The 14714-nt window shown below is 56.6% G+C and carries 13 protein-coding genes; 4 read left to right on the forward strand and 9 right to left on the reverse strand.

Features of this window, described 5'->3' with window-relative positions; translation table 11 throughout:
* Positions 1-66: 66 nt before the first annotated feature.
* The 6 genes from cysG to AP059_RS15030 are packed head-to-tail and all read right to left on the reverse strand — an operon-like array spanning position 67 to position 7588.
* Positions 67-1461: a siroheme synthase CysG gene (gene cysG / locus AP059_RS15005; protein WP_059764169.1), complete on the reverse strand. Its 1395-nt coding sequence runs from the start codon at positions 1459-1461 to the stop codon at positions 67-69.
* Positions 1462-2742 (reverse strand): serine--tRNA ligase, encoded by a 1281-nt coding sequence (gene serS / locus AP059_RS15010; protein ID WP_059764171.1) that lies wholly within the window; start codon positions 2740-2742, stop codon positions 1462-1464.
* 16 nt (positions 2743-2758) lie between these two features.
* On the reverse strand, positions 2759-3133 hold the full coding sequence (gene crcB / locus AP059_RS15015; RefSeq protein ID WP_048365313.1) for a fluoride efflux transporter CrcB: 375 nt from the start codon (positions 3131-3133) through the stop codon (positions 2759-2761).
* Positions 3130-4455, reverse strand: a complete 1326-nt coding sequence (locus AP059_RS15020; RefSeq protein ID WP_059764173.1) for a replication-associated recombination protein A — start codon at positions 4453-4455, stop codon at positions 3130-3132. The genes crcB and AP059_RS15020 overlap by 4 nt, the downstream gene beginning before the upstream one ends.
* 54 nt (positions 4456-4509) lie before the next feature.
* Complete coding sequence (lolA, locus tag AP059_RS15025; protein WP_059764176.1) at positions 4510-5133, reverse strand: outer membrane lipoprotein chaperone LolA; 624 nt, start codon at positions 5131-5133, stop codon at positions 4510-4512.
* Between the two features lie 52 nt (positions 5134-5185).
* Complete coding sequence (locus AP059_RS15030) at positions 5186-7588, reverse strand: DNA translocase FtsK (protein ID WP_082706817.1); 2403 nt, start codon at positions 7586-7588, stop codon at positions 5186-5188.
* Between the two features lie 424 nt (positions 7589-8012).
* On the opposite strand from AP059_RS15030, the gene aat reads away from it, so the two are divergent.
* The 3 genes from aat (at position 8013) to infA (ending at position 9775) form a co-directional block, all read left to right on the forward strand.
* Entirely contained in the window at positions 8013-8693 is a 681-nt protein-coding gene (gene aat / locus AP059_RS15035) for a leucyl/phenylalanyl-tRNA--protein transferase (protein WP_059764180.1), read from the forward strand.
* A 54-nt stretch (positions 8694-8747) separates the two neighbouring features.
* Positions 8748-9455, forward strand: a complete 708-nt coding sequence (locus AP059_RS15040) for an arginyltransferase (RefSeq protein ID WP_059764182.1) — start codon at positions 8748-8750, stop codon at positions 9453-9455.
* A 101-nt stretch (positions 9456-9556) separates the two neighbouring features.
* Entirely contained in the window at positions 9557-9775 is a 219-nt protein-coding gene (infA, locus tag AP059_RS15045) for a translation initiation factor IF-1 (protein ID WP_002553999.1), read from the forward strand.
* Positions 9776-9946: 171 nt separating this feature from the next.
* On the opposite strand, the gene clpA is transcribed toward infA, so the two are convergent.
* Both clpA and clpS read right to left on the reverse strand, forming a co-directional pair.
* Positions 9947-12217, reverse strand: coding sequence for an ATP-dependent Clp protease ATP-binding subunit ClpA (clpA, locus tag AP059_RS15050; RefSeq protein WP_048365307.1), 2271 nt, complete (start codon positions 12215-12217; stop codon positions 9947-9949).
* A gap of 29 nt (positions 12218-12246) precedes the next feature.
* Positions 12247-12609, reverse strand: a complete 363-nt coding sequence (clpS, locus tag AP059_RS15055) for an ATP-dependent Clp protease adapter ClpS (protein WP_047274327.1) — start codon at positions 12607-12609, stop codon at positions 12247-12249.
* 225 nt (positions 12610-12834) lie between these two features.
* Between clpS and AP059_RS15060 the strand changes: the two genes are divergently transcribed.
* A complete protein-coding gene (locus AP059_RS15060) occupies positions 12835-13113 on the forward strand; it encodes a cold shock domain-containing protein (RefSeq protein ID WP_125828513.1) in 279 nt (92 codons plus the stop codon).
* Between the two features lie 74 nt (positions 13114-13187).
* Here the strand turns inward: AP059_RS15060 and icd are convergent, their stop codons facing one another.
* Entirely contained in the window at positions 13188-14444 is a 1257-nt protein-coding gene (icd, locus tag AP059_RS15065) for an NADP-dependent isocitrate dehydrogenase (RefSeq protein WP_048365305.1), read from the reverse strand.
* Between the last annotated feature and the right edge of the window lie 270 nt (positions 14445-14714).

Below are 14714 nucleotides of genomic sequence, written 5' to 3' on the forward strand. Positions count from 1 at the left end.
GGCTGCGGTCTTTTGAAGTGACAAGATCAAAAGATCGCAGTCGGCGCCAGCACCTATAGGGCAGGTTTAAACCTGTGCTTGGGCGCCTTCAAACCACGCGAGCTTCTCACGCAGCAGGACCACTTCGCCTACGATCACCAGTGTCGGGGCATGCACCTCGTGCTCTGCCACCAGGGTCGCAAGGTTGCCCAGCGTGCCTGTGAACACTCGCTGGTTCGAGGTCGTGCCCTGTTGAATCAACGCCGCTGGCGTATCAGCAGAACGACCGTGCTGGATCAGCTGTTCACAGATGATCGGCAAACCCACCAGCCCCATGTAGAACACCAGCGTTTGCGCTGGAGCAACCAAGTCGCTCCACGGCAGATTGCTGGTGCCGTCTTTCAAGTGACCGGTGACAAAACGCACGGATTGCGCGTAATCACGGTGGGTCAAGGGAATGCCTGCATACGCCGCACAACCACTGGCCGCCGTGATGCCTGGCACAACCTGGAAGGGAATCCCATGCGCCGCCAGCTCTTCGATTTCTTCACCGCCGCGACCAAAAATAAACGGGTCGCCGCCTTTGAGCCGCACTACCCGCTTGCCTTGCTTGGCCAAATCAACCAATTGCTGGTTGATCTGGTCTTGCGGAACGGCATGATCGGCACGACGCTTGCCCACATAAATGCGTTCAGCATCACGTCGGCACAGTTCCAGAATCGCGGGCGCTACCAAGCGGTCGTACAGCACCACATCCGCTTGCTGCATTAAACGCAAGGCACGAAAGGTCAACAGATCCGGATCACCCGGCCCGGCGCCCACGAGATAGACCTCGCCGGTGGCCTTGCTCGCTTCACCGTTGATCTTGGCCAGCAACAGGCGCTCTGCTTCGGCGCCCTGACCCGCCAGCTGGCGGTCGGCAATCGGGCCTTGAAACACGTCTTCCCAAAATGCACGGCGCTGTTGCACATCTGGAAACAGGCCTTTGACCTGAGCTCGAAAGCGCGCCGCAAGGCCCGCCAACTGACCGTAGGTCGAAGGGATCCAGGTTTCGAGCTTGGCCCGAATCAACCTCGCCAGCACGGGTGCATCGCCGCCACTGGAGACCGCAATCACCAGCGGTGAACGGTCGACGATGGCCGGGAAGATCACGCTGCACAAGGCCGGTGCATCCACCACATTGACCGGCACGCAGCGCCGATGGGCATCGGCGGAGACTTGCGCATTCAGTGGCTCGTCGTCCGTGGCAGCAATGATCAGCACACACCCTTGCAGGTCGGCCTCCACATAGCCGCGCAAAACACGCTCACCACCGCTGCTGCTAATCAACTCACACAACTGCGGCTCAATGGCGGGTGCAACTACCCGCAACACCGCACCGGCATCCGCCAGCAGGCGGGATTTGCGCAAGGCAATTTCCCCGCCGCCGACCACCAGTACACGGCTGCCACGCAGGTTATGAAACAGCGGCAGAAACTCCATTTAGCCGATGACCTCAATGCCGCCCATGTAAGGCTTGAGCACGTCCGGTACACGGATCGAACCGTCTGCCTGCTGGTAGTTTTCCAGCACAGCGACCAACGTACGCCCTACTGCCAGCCCCGAACCGTTAAGCGTATGCACCAGCTCCGGCTTGCCGGTTTCCGGGTTGCGGAAGCGTGCTTGCATGCGCCGCGCCTGGAAATCACCGCAGTTGGAGCACGACGAAATTTCGCGGTACTTGTCCTGGCTCGGAATCCACACTTCCAGGTCATAGGTCTTGATAGCACTGAAACCCATGTCGCCGGTGCACAGCGCCAGCGTGCGGTACGGCAGCTCAAGCAATTGCAACACTTTCTCGGCGTTAGCCACCAGGCCTTCCAGTGCGTCCATCGAGGTCGATGGCTCAACGATCTGGACCATTTCAACCTTGTCGAACTGGTGCTGGCGAATCATGCCGCGCGTGTCACGACCCGACGCGCCCGCTTCACTGCGAAAGCACGGCGTGTGCGCGACAAATTTGATCGGCAACGCTTTGTGCTCGACGATTTCGCCGGCGACGATGTTGGTCAGCGTGACTTCAGCTGTAGGGATCAGGTAGAAGTCCGCTTCGCCTTCGCGGCTGATTTTGAACAGTTCTTCTTCGAACTTGGGCAGCTGGCCAGTGCCTTGCAGCGCAGGCGCCTGAACCAGATAAGGCGTGTAAGCCTCTTCGTAGCCGTGTTCGCCGGTATGCAGGTTGATCATGAATTGCGCCAACGCACGATGCATACGGGCAATCGGGCCGCGCAGCAAGGCAAAGCGGGCACCGGACAATTTGGCGGCGGTTTCGAAATCCAGCCAGCCGTATTGCTCACCGAGCGCAACGTGGTCCTTGATCTCGAAATCAAACGTTTTGGGCGTGCCCCAACGACGGATCTCGACGTTACCGTCTTCGTCGGCGCCGACCGGTACCGAGGCGTCCGGCAGGTTCGGCAGGCTCAACAGGATCGAGTCCAGTTCGGTCTGGATCACGTCCAGAGCAACTTTCCCGTTGTTCAGCTCAGTGCCCATATTTTCAACACTGGCCATCAATGGCGCGATGTCTTCACCGCGCGCCTTGGCTTGACCAATGCTCTTGGAGATTGCATTACGCTCGGCCTGGAGCTTCTCGGTCAGGGTCTGGACTTCTTTGCGCTGGGCTTCGAGCGCGTCGATGCGCGCCACGTCCAGCGTGAAGCCTCGGGATGCCAGGCGATCCGCTACGTCCTGAAGGTTGCTACGTAACAGTTTGGAATCGAGCATGTCGGTTTCTCGTTTATCAAAGTTTGGTCAGGGACAGGCCAGCCCAGGTTGCGAGCAGCCCGCCGAATACGCTGAGGGCCGCATAGCCCAGTGCCAGTAGCACTTGCCCGCTTTCGAGCAGGCGCACCGTATCCAGTGAAAAGGATGAAAAAGTGGTCAAGCCACCCAGGAACCCCACCATCAGTCCGGCACGGACTTCAATCGGTACTTCCGGGCGGATCAAAAAAAGTCCGTAAAGGATGCCAATCAGCAGGCAGCCCACGATATTAACGGCCAACGTCGCCGTATAGAAGTGCCGCGGCCAATTGGCGTTGATCCAGTTACCGCTAGCAAAGCGTATCAAGGTGCCCGCGACACCGCCGACAGCCACGGCTGCAATCAAAGGAATCACGGTTTTCTCCGCTGTACCGGGCTGATGCGATCCAGGGCCGCCAGGTGTTTTAGCTTCTCGCCGATTTTAAGCTCCAGGCCACGCGGCACCGGTTGATACAGCGCCAAAGGCTGCAACTCATCCGGGAAGTAGTCTTCGCCTGCGGCGTAGGCATCCGGCTCATCATGGGCGTAACGGTACTCATCGCCGTAGCCGAGTTGCTTCATCAGTTTGGTCGGTGCGTTGCGCAAATGCAGCGGCACTTCAAGCGAGCCATATTCAGAGGCACTGCGCAAAGCAGCTTTGAAGCCCATGTACACCGCATTGCTTTTGGGCGCGCAGGCCAGATAAGTGATGGCCTGTGCAACAGCCAACTCACCTTCCGGGCTGCCCAGACGCTCTTGCACGTCCCAGGCAGACAAGCACAGGCTCAGGGCTCGCGGGTCAGCGTTACCGATGTCTTCGCTGGCCATGCGCACCACGCGTCGTGCGATATACAGCGGGTCGCAACCGCCATCGATCATGCGTGCAAACCAGTACAGGGCGCCGTCAGGGTTGGAGCCGCGAACCGATTTGTGCAATGCCGAAATCTGGTCATAGAAGGCTTCACCGCCCTTGTCGAAACGCCGCTGCGTATCACCCAGCAGGCTTTGCAACAGGTCCGTACCGATTTCGCTGTTGTCTTCGGCAAGATCGGCGGCGTTTTCCAGCAGGTTGAGCAAACGCCGGCCGTCGCCGTCGGCTGCGCGCAGCAAAATATGAAAACCCTCATCGCTGAGGGTCAAGCCACGCTTGCCCAAGCCTTTTTCTTCAGTCAGCGCTCGCTGTACCAGTTTGAGCAAGGCGGCTTCATCGAGGCTCTTGAGCACGTAGACCCGCGCCCGAGACAACAGGGCGTTGTTCAACTCAAAAGAGGGATTTTCAGTGGTCGCGCCAATGAAGATCAGCGTGCCATCTTCGACGTAAGGCAAGAATGCATCCTGCTGTGACTTGTTGAAGCGATGCACTTCGTCAACAAACAGGATGGTGCGACGACCATATTGCCCCGCCTGCTGCTTGGCGATTTCGACCGCCTGGCGGATTTCCTTCACGCCCGCCAGCACGGCTGAAACGGTTTCAAAATGCGCATCCGAGACTTCTGCCAGTAACCGCGCCAAGGTGGTTTTACCCACGCCCGGCGGGCCCCAGAAGATCATCGAGTGCAGCGCACCCTGCTCCAATGCTTCACGCAGGGGCTTGCCCCGCGCCAGCAGGTGTTGCTGGCCGACGTACTCATCCAGGTTGGCGGCCCGCAAACGGGCGGCCAGCGGCTGAGCAATCGGCGCACTTCGAAACAGGTCCATCACTACTTGAACAACCTCACTGGGGTCTGACGATGATCTGTACGGGAGCCGGGGTTATTCCTGGATGACATCAGCGCCTTTAGGCACGTCGAACTTGAATTTGCTCGCAGGGACATCCTCATTCACCTTTACCCCGTTAAACAGGATGTTGGTGCGCTGGCCCACGCTGTCGATCAACTGCATTTCGTTGATCTTGCCATTGCGAAAAGACAAGCGCAGCGAATCGAACAGGGTGTCTTTGGTCTTGGGCTTAAGGATGAAATCCATCACTTCGCCTTGCTCTTTGGAGGTGACGTCATAACTCTGTTCGATTTTCGATACATCGCCCGACAGCAGCAATGCCGGGGTCTGGGTCAGTCGCTGATCCAGCTTTTTGATCGTCGCCTGTTCCAGATCAGGGTCCCAGAGAGTGACCTTCTGGCCATCGGAAATCATGGTTTGTTCATTCGGCGCATCGGTGTGCCAGTAAAACAGGCCCGGACGCTTGACCGACATTTCGCCTGCCGTTTCTTGCAATTGGGTTCCGCTGCCATCCAGCGTCAATTGGGAGAAGCGCGCAGTGATGGTATTGGACTGACCCAGCAGTTGACCCAAGCGCTGTACATCCGCAGGGCCGGCATGGGCCGCAAGCGAAGACAAAGCCAATACCGGTAGCAACAGCATGCTGACAAAACGCATGAAAATCCTCTTTGATTAGGTAAGCCCAGTTCGCGGACACGCCGCGAGCTGATCAGTCGCGTATTGGAGCCGGCGCCAGTACTTCGCGCGAGCCATTAGTGTTCATTGAGGTTACGACCCCGGCCATCTCCATGGATTCAATCATGCGAGCAGCCCGGTTGTAGCCGATTTTCAATTTGCGTTGTACCGCAGAGATCGACGCGCGACGGCTTTCCAGCACAAACTGCACCGCTTCGTCGTACAGCGCGTCGGTTTCTGCATCGTCTGCACCTTCACCGCTGCCGCCTTCGAAACCGCTGCCGGCCTCTTCAACGCCGTTAAGGATGTCATCGTTGTAATCCGGGCTGCCGCGCAGTTTCCAGGCTTCTACCACGCGATGCACTTCTTCATCGGATACAAAAGCGCCATGCACACGAATCGGCAGGCTGGTGCCGGGCGGCATGTAGAGCATGTCACCGTGGCCCAGCAATTGCTCGGCGCCGCCTTGATCGATGATGGTGCGTGAGTCGATCTTGCTCGACACCTGAAACGCCATGCGCGTCGGGATGTTGGCTTTGATCAGGCCCGTGATCACGTCCACCGAAGGACGCTGGGTCGCGAGAATCAAGTGGATGCCCGCCGCACGGGCCTTCTGTGCGATACGCGCGATCAGCTCTTCAACCTTTTTGCCGACGATCATCATCATGTCGGCAAATTCGTCGACCACCACCACGATGGTCGGCAACTTGGTGAGCAGCGGTGCTTCGTCGTGAATGCTTTCGCGCTTGTACAGCGGGTCGGTCAACGGCTCGCCTGCCGCTTCTGCGTCTTTGATCTTCTGATTGAAGCCCGCGAGGTTTCGCACGCCCATCTTGGCCATCAACTTGTAGCGGCGCTCCATCTCCGCCACGCTCCAACGCAGGGCGTTGGCTGCGTCTTTCATGTCGGTCACGACCGGGCACAGCAAATGCGGAATGCCTTCGTAGATCGACAGCTCAAGCATTTTCGGGTCGATCATGATCAGCTTGGCGTCTTCTGGGCCAGACTTGAACAAGATCGACAGGATCATGGCGTTCACACCCACCGACTTACCGGAACCGGTAGTACCGGCTACCAGCAAGTGAGGCATTTTTGCCAGATCGGTAATCACCGGTTTGCCACCGATGTCATGCCCCAGCGCCAACGTGACAGGTGACTTGGCATTGTCAAACTCAGGGGTCGAGAGCACTTCACTGAACCGCACGATTTGGCGGTCCTCGTTGGGAATCTCGATACCGACCGTGGTTTTACCGGGAATGACTTCAACCACACGCACACTGGTCACCGCCAGTGATCGGGCAAGGTCTTTGGCCAGGTTGGCGATGCGGCTGACCTTGACCCCGGCAGCCGGCTGGATCTCATAGCGGGTGATTACAGGGCCGGGATGGATCGAATCCACGGCCACCTCAACCCCGAACTCTTTAAGTTTGATCTCAAGCAAGTGCCCCACCGCCGCGAGAGACTCGGGGGAATAATTGAGTTGTTTCTTTTCGGCCGGATCGAGGATCGAGATCGGTGGCAACGTGCCCTCGACCGCACTGTCGACAAACAACGGCGCCTGTTTTTCTTTCTGTACGCGCTTGCTAGGCTCCGGCGCTTTGGGCGGTGCAGGGGCAATCACGGCCGGCACGTGCTTCTCGCGCTCAGACATGTGCTTGCTTAGCGCCTGTTCGCGCTCGATCAAACGCTCTTTGGCCTTGGCCTGTTCGCGCTTGTCGCAAACGCTGGGCGCCACCACTTCGCTCACGCGGGTATCGACCTCACGCAGTTGGGCGACCATTTGTTTGCGCTCGGCACGGTCCGACCACCAGCGATTGGCGGCCCCCTGGATCAGTTCAAATAGATCAAGGGTGATTTTGCCGGTGACATCCATCACCTTGAACCATGACAGGTCGGTAAATACCGTCAGGCCAAACAGGAACAAAGCAATCAGCAGCAATGTGCTGCCCTGCACGTTCAGCGCGTTTCTGGCCAGATCGCCCAGGCTTTCGCCCAATGCCCCACCCGCACCCGCTGGCAAGCCCGCAGCCGAGTGGAAGTGAATATGCGCCAGCGCGGCCCCCGAGAGCACCAGAAAAACCAGGCCAATCAAGCGCCACGAAAACAGCCAGCCGCTCCACTGCCAGGGCTGATGCCGTTCGCGAAAAATCTGATACGCCTTGACCGCCAGCAGCAACGGGAAAATATACGCAAAGTAACCGAGCACCATGAACAGGATGTCAGCGCTGTACGAGCCAGCGGGCCCGCCAAAGTTCTGCACATCGACCACGCGGCTGTTGTGGCTCCAGCCGGGATCGTCCTTGCCATACGTGAGCAAGGCCATCATCAGAAACAGGCATAAGGCGCCAATAGCGATCAATGCACCTTCCTTGAGACGGTAGTGCAATTGCTGACGCCAGAGAGGAACATCTTTAGGTGCTGCTGTGGATTTCTTCAAAACGCGTGTTTTCCTGCGCCTGTGGCGCGCCCAACTATTGATTGACTGCAAAATACTGCTCACAGAGAGCAGGTGACAAGTTCAGACATGAAACTGGACTAGCCTTGCACACAGCCTTGTACTATTACGTCTTTTTCATGACCAGCCCGCCATGAAAGACATTGAACACTGTGCAGCTTAGAACAGCTCAAACAGGCGGGCCATTGTACGGGTTTAGGCCACTGATGCCATGCTGGCACAGGACGTAACAGAAATTGTCTTGTGCAAGGCTGCCATGCGCCAATTTGAGCATGCATTACCTTTTGTGACAAAGACTTATACCACTCTCAAAACAGAGCTTACATTTCACCGGCAGATCGACTGAGACCGCACGTGTGCGAGAGAGTTGCAGCCCCCCTCCCCTCCTTGTGTAAGACTGACTGCCATGCTGACCTGGTTAAAACGCGACACGTTGACGTTTCCACCCCTGAGCAAAGCCATGCGCGAACCCAATGGCTTGCTGGCGGCAGGCGGCGACCTGTCGGCCGACCGGTTGATCCAGGCCTATCGCCACGGCTGCTTCCCATGGTTTAGCGAAGGCCAGCCCATCCTCTGGTGGTCACCAGACCCGCGCACCGTATTGTTTCCCGGGGAGCTGCACGTATCGCGCAGTCTGGGCAAACTGTTGCGCCAGCAGCGCTACCAGGTAACGTTTGATCGCGATTTCAGCGCCGTCATCAGCGCTTGCGCCGCGCCGCGCCCGTATGCAGACGGGACCTGGATCACGAATGACATGCAACAGGCTTACATTGAGCTTCACGCCCGCGGGCACGCCCATTCGGTTGAAGTGTGGGACAACAACGAACTGGTCGGCGGCCTGTATGGTCTGGCGATGGGCCAACTATTTTTTGGCGAATCCATGTTCAGCCGCGCAGACAACGCATCAAAGGTCGGCTTTGCCACCCTGGTCAGACAGCTACAAGCATGGGGCTTTGTCCTGATTGATTGCCAGATGCCCACCGAGCACCTTCAAAGCCTGGGCGCTCGCTCGATACCTCGCGAACAATTCGCCGACTTCCTGCATAACCACCTCGACCAGCCTACAACCGCACAGTGGGTTTTGTAGGCGAGTTTTACGAGCTGGCTTACACTTAATTCAATGTTTTCCCGAGGGCCGATCATGACCGAGCTGGCGCGCTTGAAGTTTTATGCCACTCAACCTCACGCTTGCAGCTACCTGCCCGACGAACAAGCCACCACGCTGTTCCTCGACCCTAGCCAGCCAATGGACGTGCAGGTGTATGCCGACTTGTCCGAAATGGGCTTCAGGCGCAGTGGCGACCACCTGTATCGTCCGCACTGCCTCAAATGCGACGCGTGTACCCCTGCACGCATACCCGTTGCCCTGTTCACCCCCAATCGTCAGCAAAAACGCATTTTCAAGCGCAATGCCGACTTACACGTACAGGTGGCCAAGCCGGGGTTCAGCGAAGAGCATTTCGACCTGTATCAGCGCTACATCGAACAGCGTCATGCCGATGGCGACATGTATCCGCCGAGCCGCGATCAGTTTTCGACCTTTTTGGTACGCGACCTGCCGTTTTCCAGGTTTTATGAGTTTCGACTGGACGGACGGTTGCTGGCAGTGGCGGTGACTGACGTGCTGCCCAATGGTTTATCGGCGGTCTACACCTTTTACGAACCCGCTGAAGAGCGCCGCAGCCTGGGCCGCTACGCCATCCTGTGGCAAATAGACGAAGCCCGGCGCTTGGGACTGGACGCCGTGTACCTGGGTTACTGGATCAAAAACTGCAAAAAAATGAATTACAAGACCGAATACAGGCCCATTGATCTGCTGATTAATCAAAGATGGAGCACTCTTTACTAACCCCCCCTTGGCTTGAACCCCATTTTTCGGGCACAATGCACGCCGCTTTTGCCTGGCGCAGTTGCACCGGGCCATTCACTGGACACCGAGGGCTTTACTGCATGTCGAAAGAAGACAGCTTCGAAATGGAAGGCACTGTCGTCGACACCCTGCCCAACACCATGTTTCGCGTGGAGTTGGAAAATGGGCACGTCGTAACCGCGCATATCTCCGGCAAGATGCGCAAGAACTACATTCGTATTCTTACCGGTGACAAAGTGCGCGTCGAGCTGACGCCCTATGACTTGAGCAAAGGGCGCATCACTTACCGCGCCCGTTAATCTAGTCAATACAAAACGCCCGGTTATGCCGGGCGTTTTTGTTTGCCTGAGATTTGTCGCGCCCCCTATTCGCAGGCTGCGAGCCTTTGCGGATTCGCCAAACACCTAAAAGGCTATGCCGAACACCATAAAAAAAGCGCCTTTCGGCGCTTTTTTTAAAGCTACATCACATCAAGCCATTTCGACTGAGGTCTCAAACTCAAAGGTCAACTCACCGTCTTTCAGGTCGATGTGCACCACACCGCCATGATCGGCCAGCTCACCGAAGAGAATTTCTTCCGCCAACGGACGCTTGATCTTGTCCTGAATCAGACGTGCCATCGGGCGCGCGCCCATCAACACGTCATATCCACCGGCTGCCAGCCAACCACGCGCCGCATCCGTCACCTCAAGCTGCACATGCTTGTCTTCCAGCTGCGCTTGCAACTCGGTGAGGAACTTGTCCACCACATGCTTGATCACCTCATGGCTGAGGCGACCAAATTGGATAATGGTGTCCAGACGGTTACGGAACTCCGGCGTGAAGCTCTTCTTGATCGCCTCCATCGCATCGGACGAGTGATCCTGGAAGGCAAAGCCGATCGACGCCCTCGACGCTGTTTCGGCACCCGCGTTGGTGGTCATGATGACGATCACGTTGCGGAAGTCAGCTTTACGCCCGTTGTTGTCGGTCAGCGTGCCGTGATCCATAACCTGCAACAGCAAGTTAAAGACTTCAGGATGCGCCTTCTCGATCTCATCAAGCAGCAGCACGCAATGTGGCTGCTTGGTGATGGCTTCGGTCAACAAACCACCCTGATCGAAGCCAACGTAGCCAGGAGGTGCACCGATCAGGCGAGAGACGGTGTGACGTTCCATGTACTCGGACATATCGAAACGTACCAGCTCAACACCCAATGCCTTGGCCAACTGACGAGCCGCTTCAGTTTTACCGACACCGGTTGGCCCAGCGAACAGGAACGAACCTACGGGCTTGTCTGGCGACTTCAGACCGGCACGCGACAATTTGATTGCCGTCGACAGCGAATCAATCGCTGCGTCCTGACCAAATACCGTCAGCTTCAGGTCACGCTCAAGGTTACGCAGCAGCTCCTTGTCAGAACTGGACACATGCTTTGGCGGAATACGGGCAATTTTTGCCACGATATCTTCGACCTGCTCGACCTCAATGCGCTTGACGCGCTTCTCGACCGGCTGCAGACGCTGATAAGCACCCGCTTCGTCAATCACATCGATGGCCTTGTCGGGCATGTGCCGGTCATTGATATAACGCGACGCCAGCTCGGCCGCTGCACGCAGTGACTCATCGCTGTATTCGATATTGTGATGCTGCTCGAAACGCCCTTTCAGGCCGCGCAGGATACCGATGGTGTCTTCCACCGACGGCTCGGACACATCGACTTTCTGGAAGCGTCGTGCCAATGCACGATCCTTCTCGAAAATGCCGCGAAATTCCTGGAATGTCGTCGAGCCAATGCAGCGAATATCCCCCGAAGACAGCAGAGGCTTGAGCAGGTTGGAAGCGTCCATCACGCCACCTGACGCCGCGCCAGCACCAATAATGGTGTGGATTTCGTCGATGAACAGAATCGCCTGCGGGCGCTTTTTCAGCTCACCGAGCAACGCTTTGAAACGTTTTTCGAAATCGCCACGGTACTTGGTACCCGCCAGCAATGCGCCGAGATCAAGGGAGTAAACGATGCTGTTAGCCAGCAGGTCAGGTACCTGATTGTCGACGATACGCTTGGCCAGGCCTTCGGCAATCGCAGTTTTACCCACCCCGGCCTCACCCACCAGCAACGGGTTGTTTTTACGGCGGCGCGCCAGGATTTGAGCCACGCGCTCAACTTCCATCTCGCGCCCAACCAGCGGATCGATCCGACCCTGACGGGCCAGTTCATTCAAGTTGCTGGCGTAGGCATCCAGCGGATTGCTGGAAGAAGACGGCTCACCGCCTTCTTCATCCTGCATGTCTTGCTCACCTTCAGAGTGATCGCCATGGCCAGGCACTTTGGAAATACCGTGAGCGATGAAGTTGACGACATCAATGCGCGCAACACTCTGCTGCTTGAGCAGGAATACTGCCTGACTCTCCTGCTCACTGAAAATCGCGACCAGCACGTTAGCGCCGGTTACCTCACGCTTGCCCGAACTCTGCACGTGGAACACGGCACGTTGCAGAACACGCTGGAACCCGAGCGTAGGCTGGGTTTCGCGATCTTCATCGTGAACGGGGATCAAGGGGGTTGTGGAATCAATAAACTCTTGCAGGTCATGCTTGAGTTTGTCGAGGTTTGCGCCGCAAGCGCGTAGAACGGTTGCGGCCGCCTCATTATCTAAAAGCGCAAGAAGGAGGTGCTCAACCGTCATGAATTCATGACGCTTGGAGCGGGCTTCCTTGAAGGCAAGATTGAGGGTGACTTCGAGCTCGCGGTTTAACATGGCTTCACCTCATACCCAAGTGGTCGGCGTTAACCGTCCTTCTCGATTTCACAGAGTAGCGGATGCTGGCTTTCGCGTGCGTACTGGTTTACCTGCATGGCCTTGGTCTCGGCGATGTCGCGGGTAAAGATGCCGCACACTGCCCGTCCTTCTGTATGAACGGCCAGCATGACCTTGGTCGCCAATTCGCGATTCAAGTTAAAAAACACCTCAAGCACTTCGACAACGAAATCCATGGGTGTGTAGTCATCGTTGAACAAAACCACCTTGTACATCGGCGGCGCCTGAAGAGCAGGCTTAGCTTCTTGCACAGCCAAGCCAGCGGAGTCGTCGTCATCAAAATCGGGTCGATCCTGATTGAATGTTAGTCGAATCTGGCTGATTGCATGCATGGAAAGAAAGGTTCGTCGTTGAGCAATTACAGAGATGGAGGCAAGCGTGTCAATTTTCAACAGCGCCGCCGCGTGACCTTGACTATCGGTAAAACGGTGTTACAACCATTGGTACCCACAGTGGGGAATAAAGGTCCGCACAGTCAACCACTTTTGGTGGTCGATGTGCGAGTGAACTGGATGATACTCCAGTGATGGAGTTGTTTGCAGCAGAGGGATATGAGCATGCAAGGCACGGTCAAGTGGTTCAACAATGCCAAAGGCTTCGGCTTTATCAATACAGATGCCAAGGAAGGCAAAGATGAACAAGGAGACAAGATCGACTTTTTCGCCCATTTTTCGGCAATCGACATGGACGGCTATAAAACCCTGAAAGCGGGCCAGCCGGTAAGTTTCGAGATTACACAAGGCCCTAAAGGGCTGCACGCCGTGAAAATCACAAGCAGCCCACTCAACGCCCTACCGCAAATGACTGCGACAGAGGTTAAAACCCTCTCGGTCTGACCCACCGGCTCCACAGTCAGCGTTAAAAAAGGCCGATTCATTCACTTGAATCGGCCTTTTTAGTCACTGCGCGTTTACATATGCGCAATCAGCGCATCACCAAAGCCCGAAGACGAAACCAAGGTTGCGCCGTCCATTAGCCGCTCAAAATCATAGGTCACGGTTTTGGCCGATATCGCACCATTGGTGCCCTTGATGATCAGGTCTGCGGCTTCGGTCCAACCCATATGCCGCAACATCATTTCAGCGGAGAGAATCAGCGAACCTGGGTTCACCTGGTCCTTGCCTGCATATTTAGGCGCCGTGCCGTGAGTGGCCTCAAACATGGCAATGGTGTCGGACAGGTTGGCTCCCGGCGCAATACCGATACCGCCCACCTCCGCTGCCAGGGCATCGGAGAGGTAGTCGCCATTGAGGTTCAGCGTGGCAATCACGTCATATTCAGCCGGACGCAGCAGAATTTGTTGCAGCATCGCATCGGCAATGGCGTCTTTAACAATGACATTGCGTCCCGTTTTGGGATTTTTGAACTGCATCCACGGGCCGCCGTCGAGCAGCGTCGCACCAAACTCTTGGGCCGCGACTTCATAGGCCCACTCTTTGAAGGCGCCCTCGGTAAATTTCATGATGTTGCCTTTGTGCACGATGGTCAGCGACTCGCGGTCGTTATCCACCACATATTGCAAGGCTTTGCGCGCCAGGCGCTGAGTGCCTTCTTTGGACACTGGCTTGACGCCAATCCCGCAGTCCTGATCAAAACGGATCTTGGTCACGCCCATTTCTTCTTTCAGAAACTTGATAACCTTGATCGCTTCCGGTGAGCCGGCCTTCCACTCGATACCGGCGTAGATGTCCTCGGAGTTTTCACGAAAGATGGTCATGTCCACATCGCCTGGTTTTTTCACCGGGCTGGGCACACCTTCAAACCAACGCACCGGGCGCAGGCACACATACAAATCGAGCTGCTGGCGCAGGGCAACGTTGAGAGAGCGAATGCCACCGCCAACCGGCGTAGTCAGCGGGCCCTTGATGGAAACGACGTAATCCTTGACGGCGTCCAGGGTTTCTTGCGGCAGCCAAGTGTCCTGATCGTAGACCTGCGTCGCTTTTTCGCCCGCATAGACCTCCATCCAGGAGATTTTTCGCTTGCCTGCGTAGGCTTTGCTAACGGCCGCATCGACAACCTTGATCATGACCGGGCTGATATCGACACCAATACCGTCACCCTCAATGTAGGGAATGACGGGATTGTCGGGCACGTTAAGGGAGTGGTCTGCATTGACGGTGATTTTCTCACCTGCGGCTGGAACCTTGATCTTGTTGTATCCCATGCTGAACTCCATATGTGGGTTTAACATCTATGCCGTTCTGGAGCGTAACCCAGTTAAATGGACAGGCAAATCGAATGTTCCACATACCCGGTTACATGCTTACGACAACCTGCCTGACAAGTGCGAAAACAAAGGGGTTAGTGCCAAAACGCAGGGCGATATGCGAACGCTTCTTAGACCAATGGATGACCCCTGACCCACCGCAGCCCTCGCCGGAACATTAGTGACCTATGTATACTGCGCCGGTGACCGCGGAGTCATCGCGAGGCA

The organism is Pseudomonas sp. TAA207, assembly GCF_001529285.1.
Classification (GTDB): domain Bacteria; phylum Pseudomonadota; class Gammaproteobacteria; order Pseudomonadales; family Pseudomonadaceae; genus Aquipseudomonas; species Aquipseudomonas weihenstephanensis.

What these genes read in the sequence shown, in the direction of transcription:
- lolA (WP_059764176.1), bottom strand. Translation starts at nt 5,133, where the DNA reads ATGCGTTTTGTCAGCATGCTGTTGCTACCGGTATTGGCTTTGTCTTCG.
- AP059_RS15060 (WP_125828513.1), top strand. Translation starts at nt 12,835, where the DNA reads ATGCAAGGCACGGTCAAGTGGTTCAACAATGCCAAAGGCTTCGGCTTT.
- clpA (WP_048365307.1), bottom strand. Translation starts at nt 12,217, where the DNA reads ATGTTAAACCGCGAGCTCGAAGTCACCCTCAATCTTGCCTTCAAGGAA.
- aat (WP_059764180.1), top strand. Translation starts at nt 8,013, where the DNA reads ATGCTGACCTGGTTAAAACGCGACACGTTGACGTTTCCACCCCTGAGC.
- serS (WP_059764171.1), bottom strand. Translation starts at nt 2,742, where the DNA reads ATGCTCGATTCCAAACTGTTACGTAGCAACCTTCAGGACGTAGCGGAT.
- cysG (WP_059764169.1), bottom strand. Translation starts at nt 1,461, where the DNA reads ATGGAGTTTCTGCCGCTGTTTCATAACCTGCGTGGCAGCCGTGTACTG.
- infA (WP_002553999.1), top strand. Translation starts at nt 9,557, where the DNA reads ATGTCGAAAGAAGACAGCTTCGAAATGGAAGGCACTGTCGTCGACACC.
- AP059_RS15020 (WP_059764173.1), bottom strand. Translation starts at nt 4,455, where the DNA reads ATGGACCTGTTTCGAAGTGCGCCGATTGCTCAGCCGCTGGCCGCCCGT.
- clpS (WP_047274327.1), bottom strand. Translation starts at nt 12,609, where the DNA reads ATGCATGCAATCAGCCAGATTCGACTAACATTCAATCAGGATCGACCC.
- icd (WP_048365305.1), bottom strand. Translation starts at nt 14,444, where the DNA reads ATGGGATACAACAAGATCAAGGTTCCAGCCGCAGGTGAGAAAATCACC.
- AP059_RS15040 (WP_059764182.1), top strand. Translation starts at nt 8,748, where the DNA reads ATGACCGAGCTGGCGCGCTTGAAGTTTTATGCCACTCAACCTCACGCT.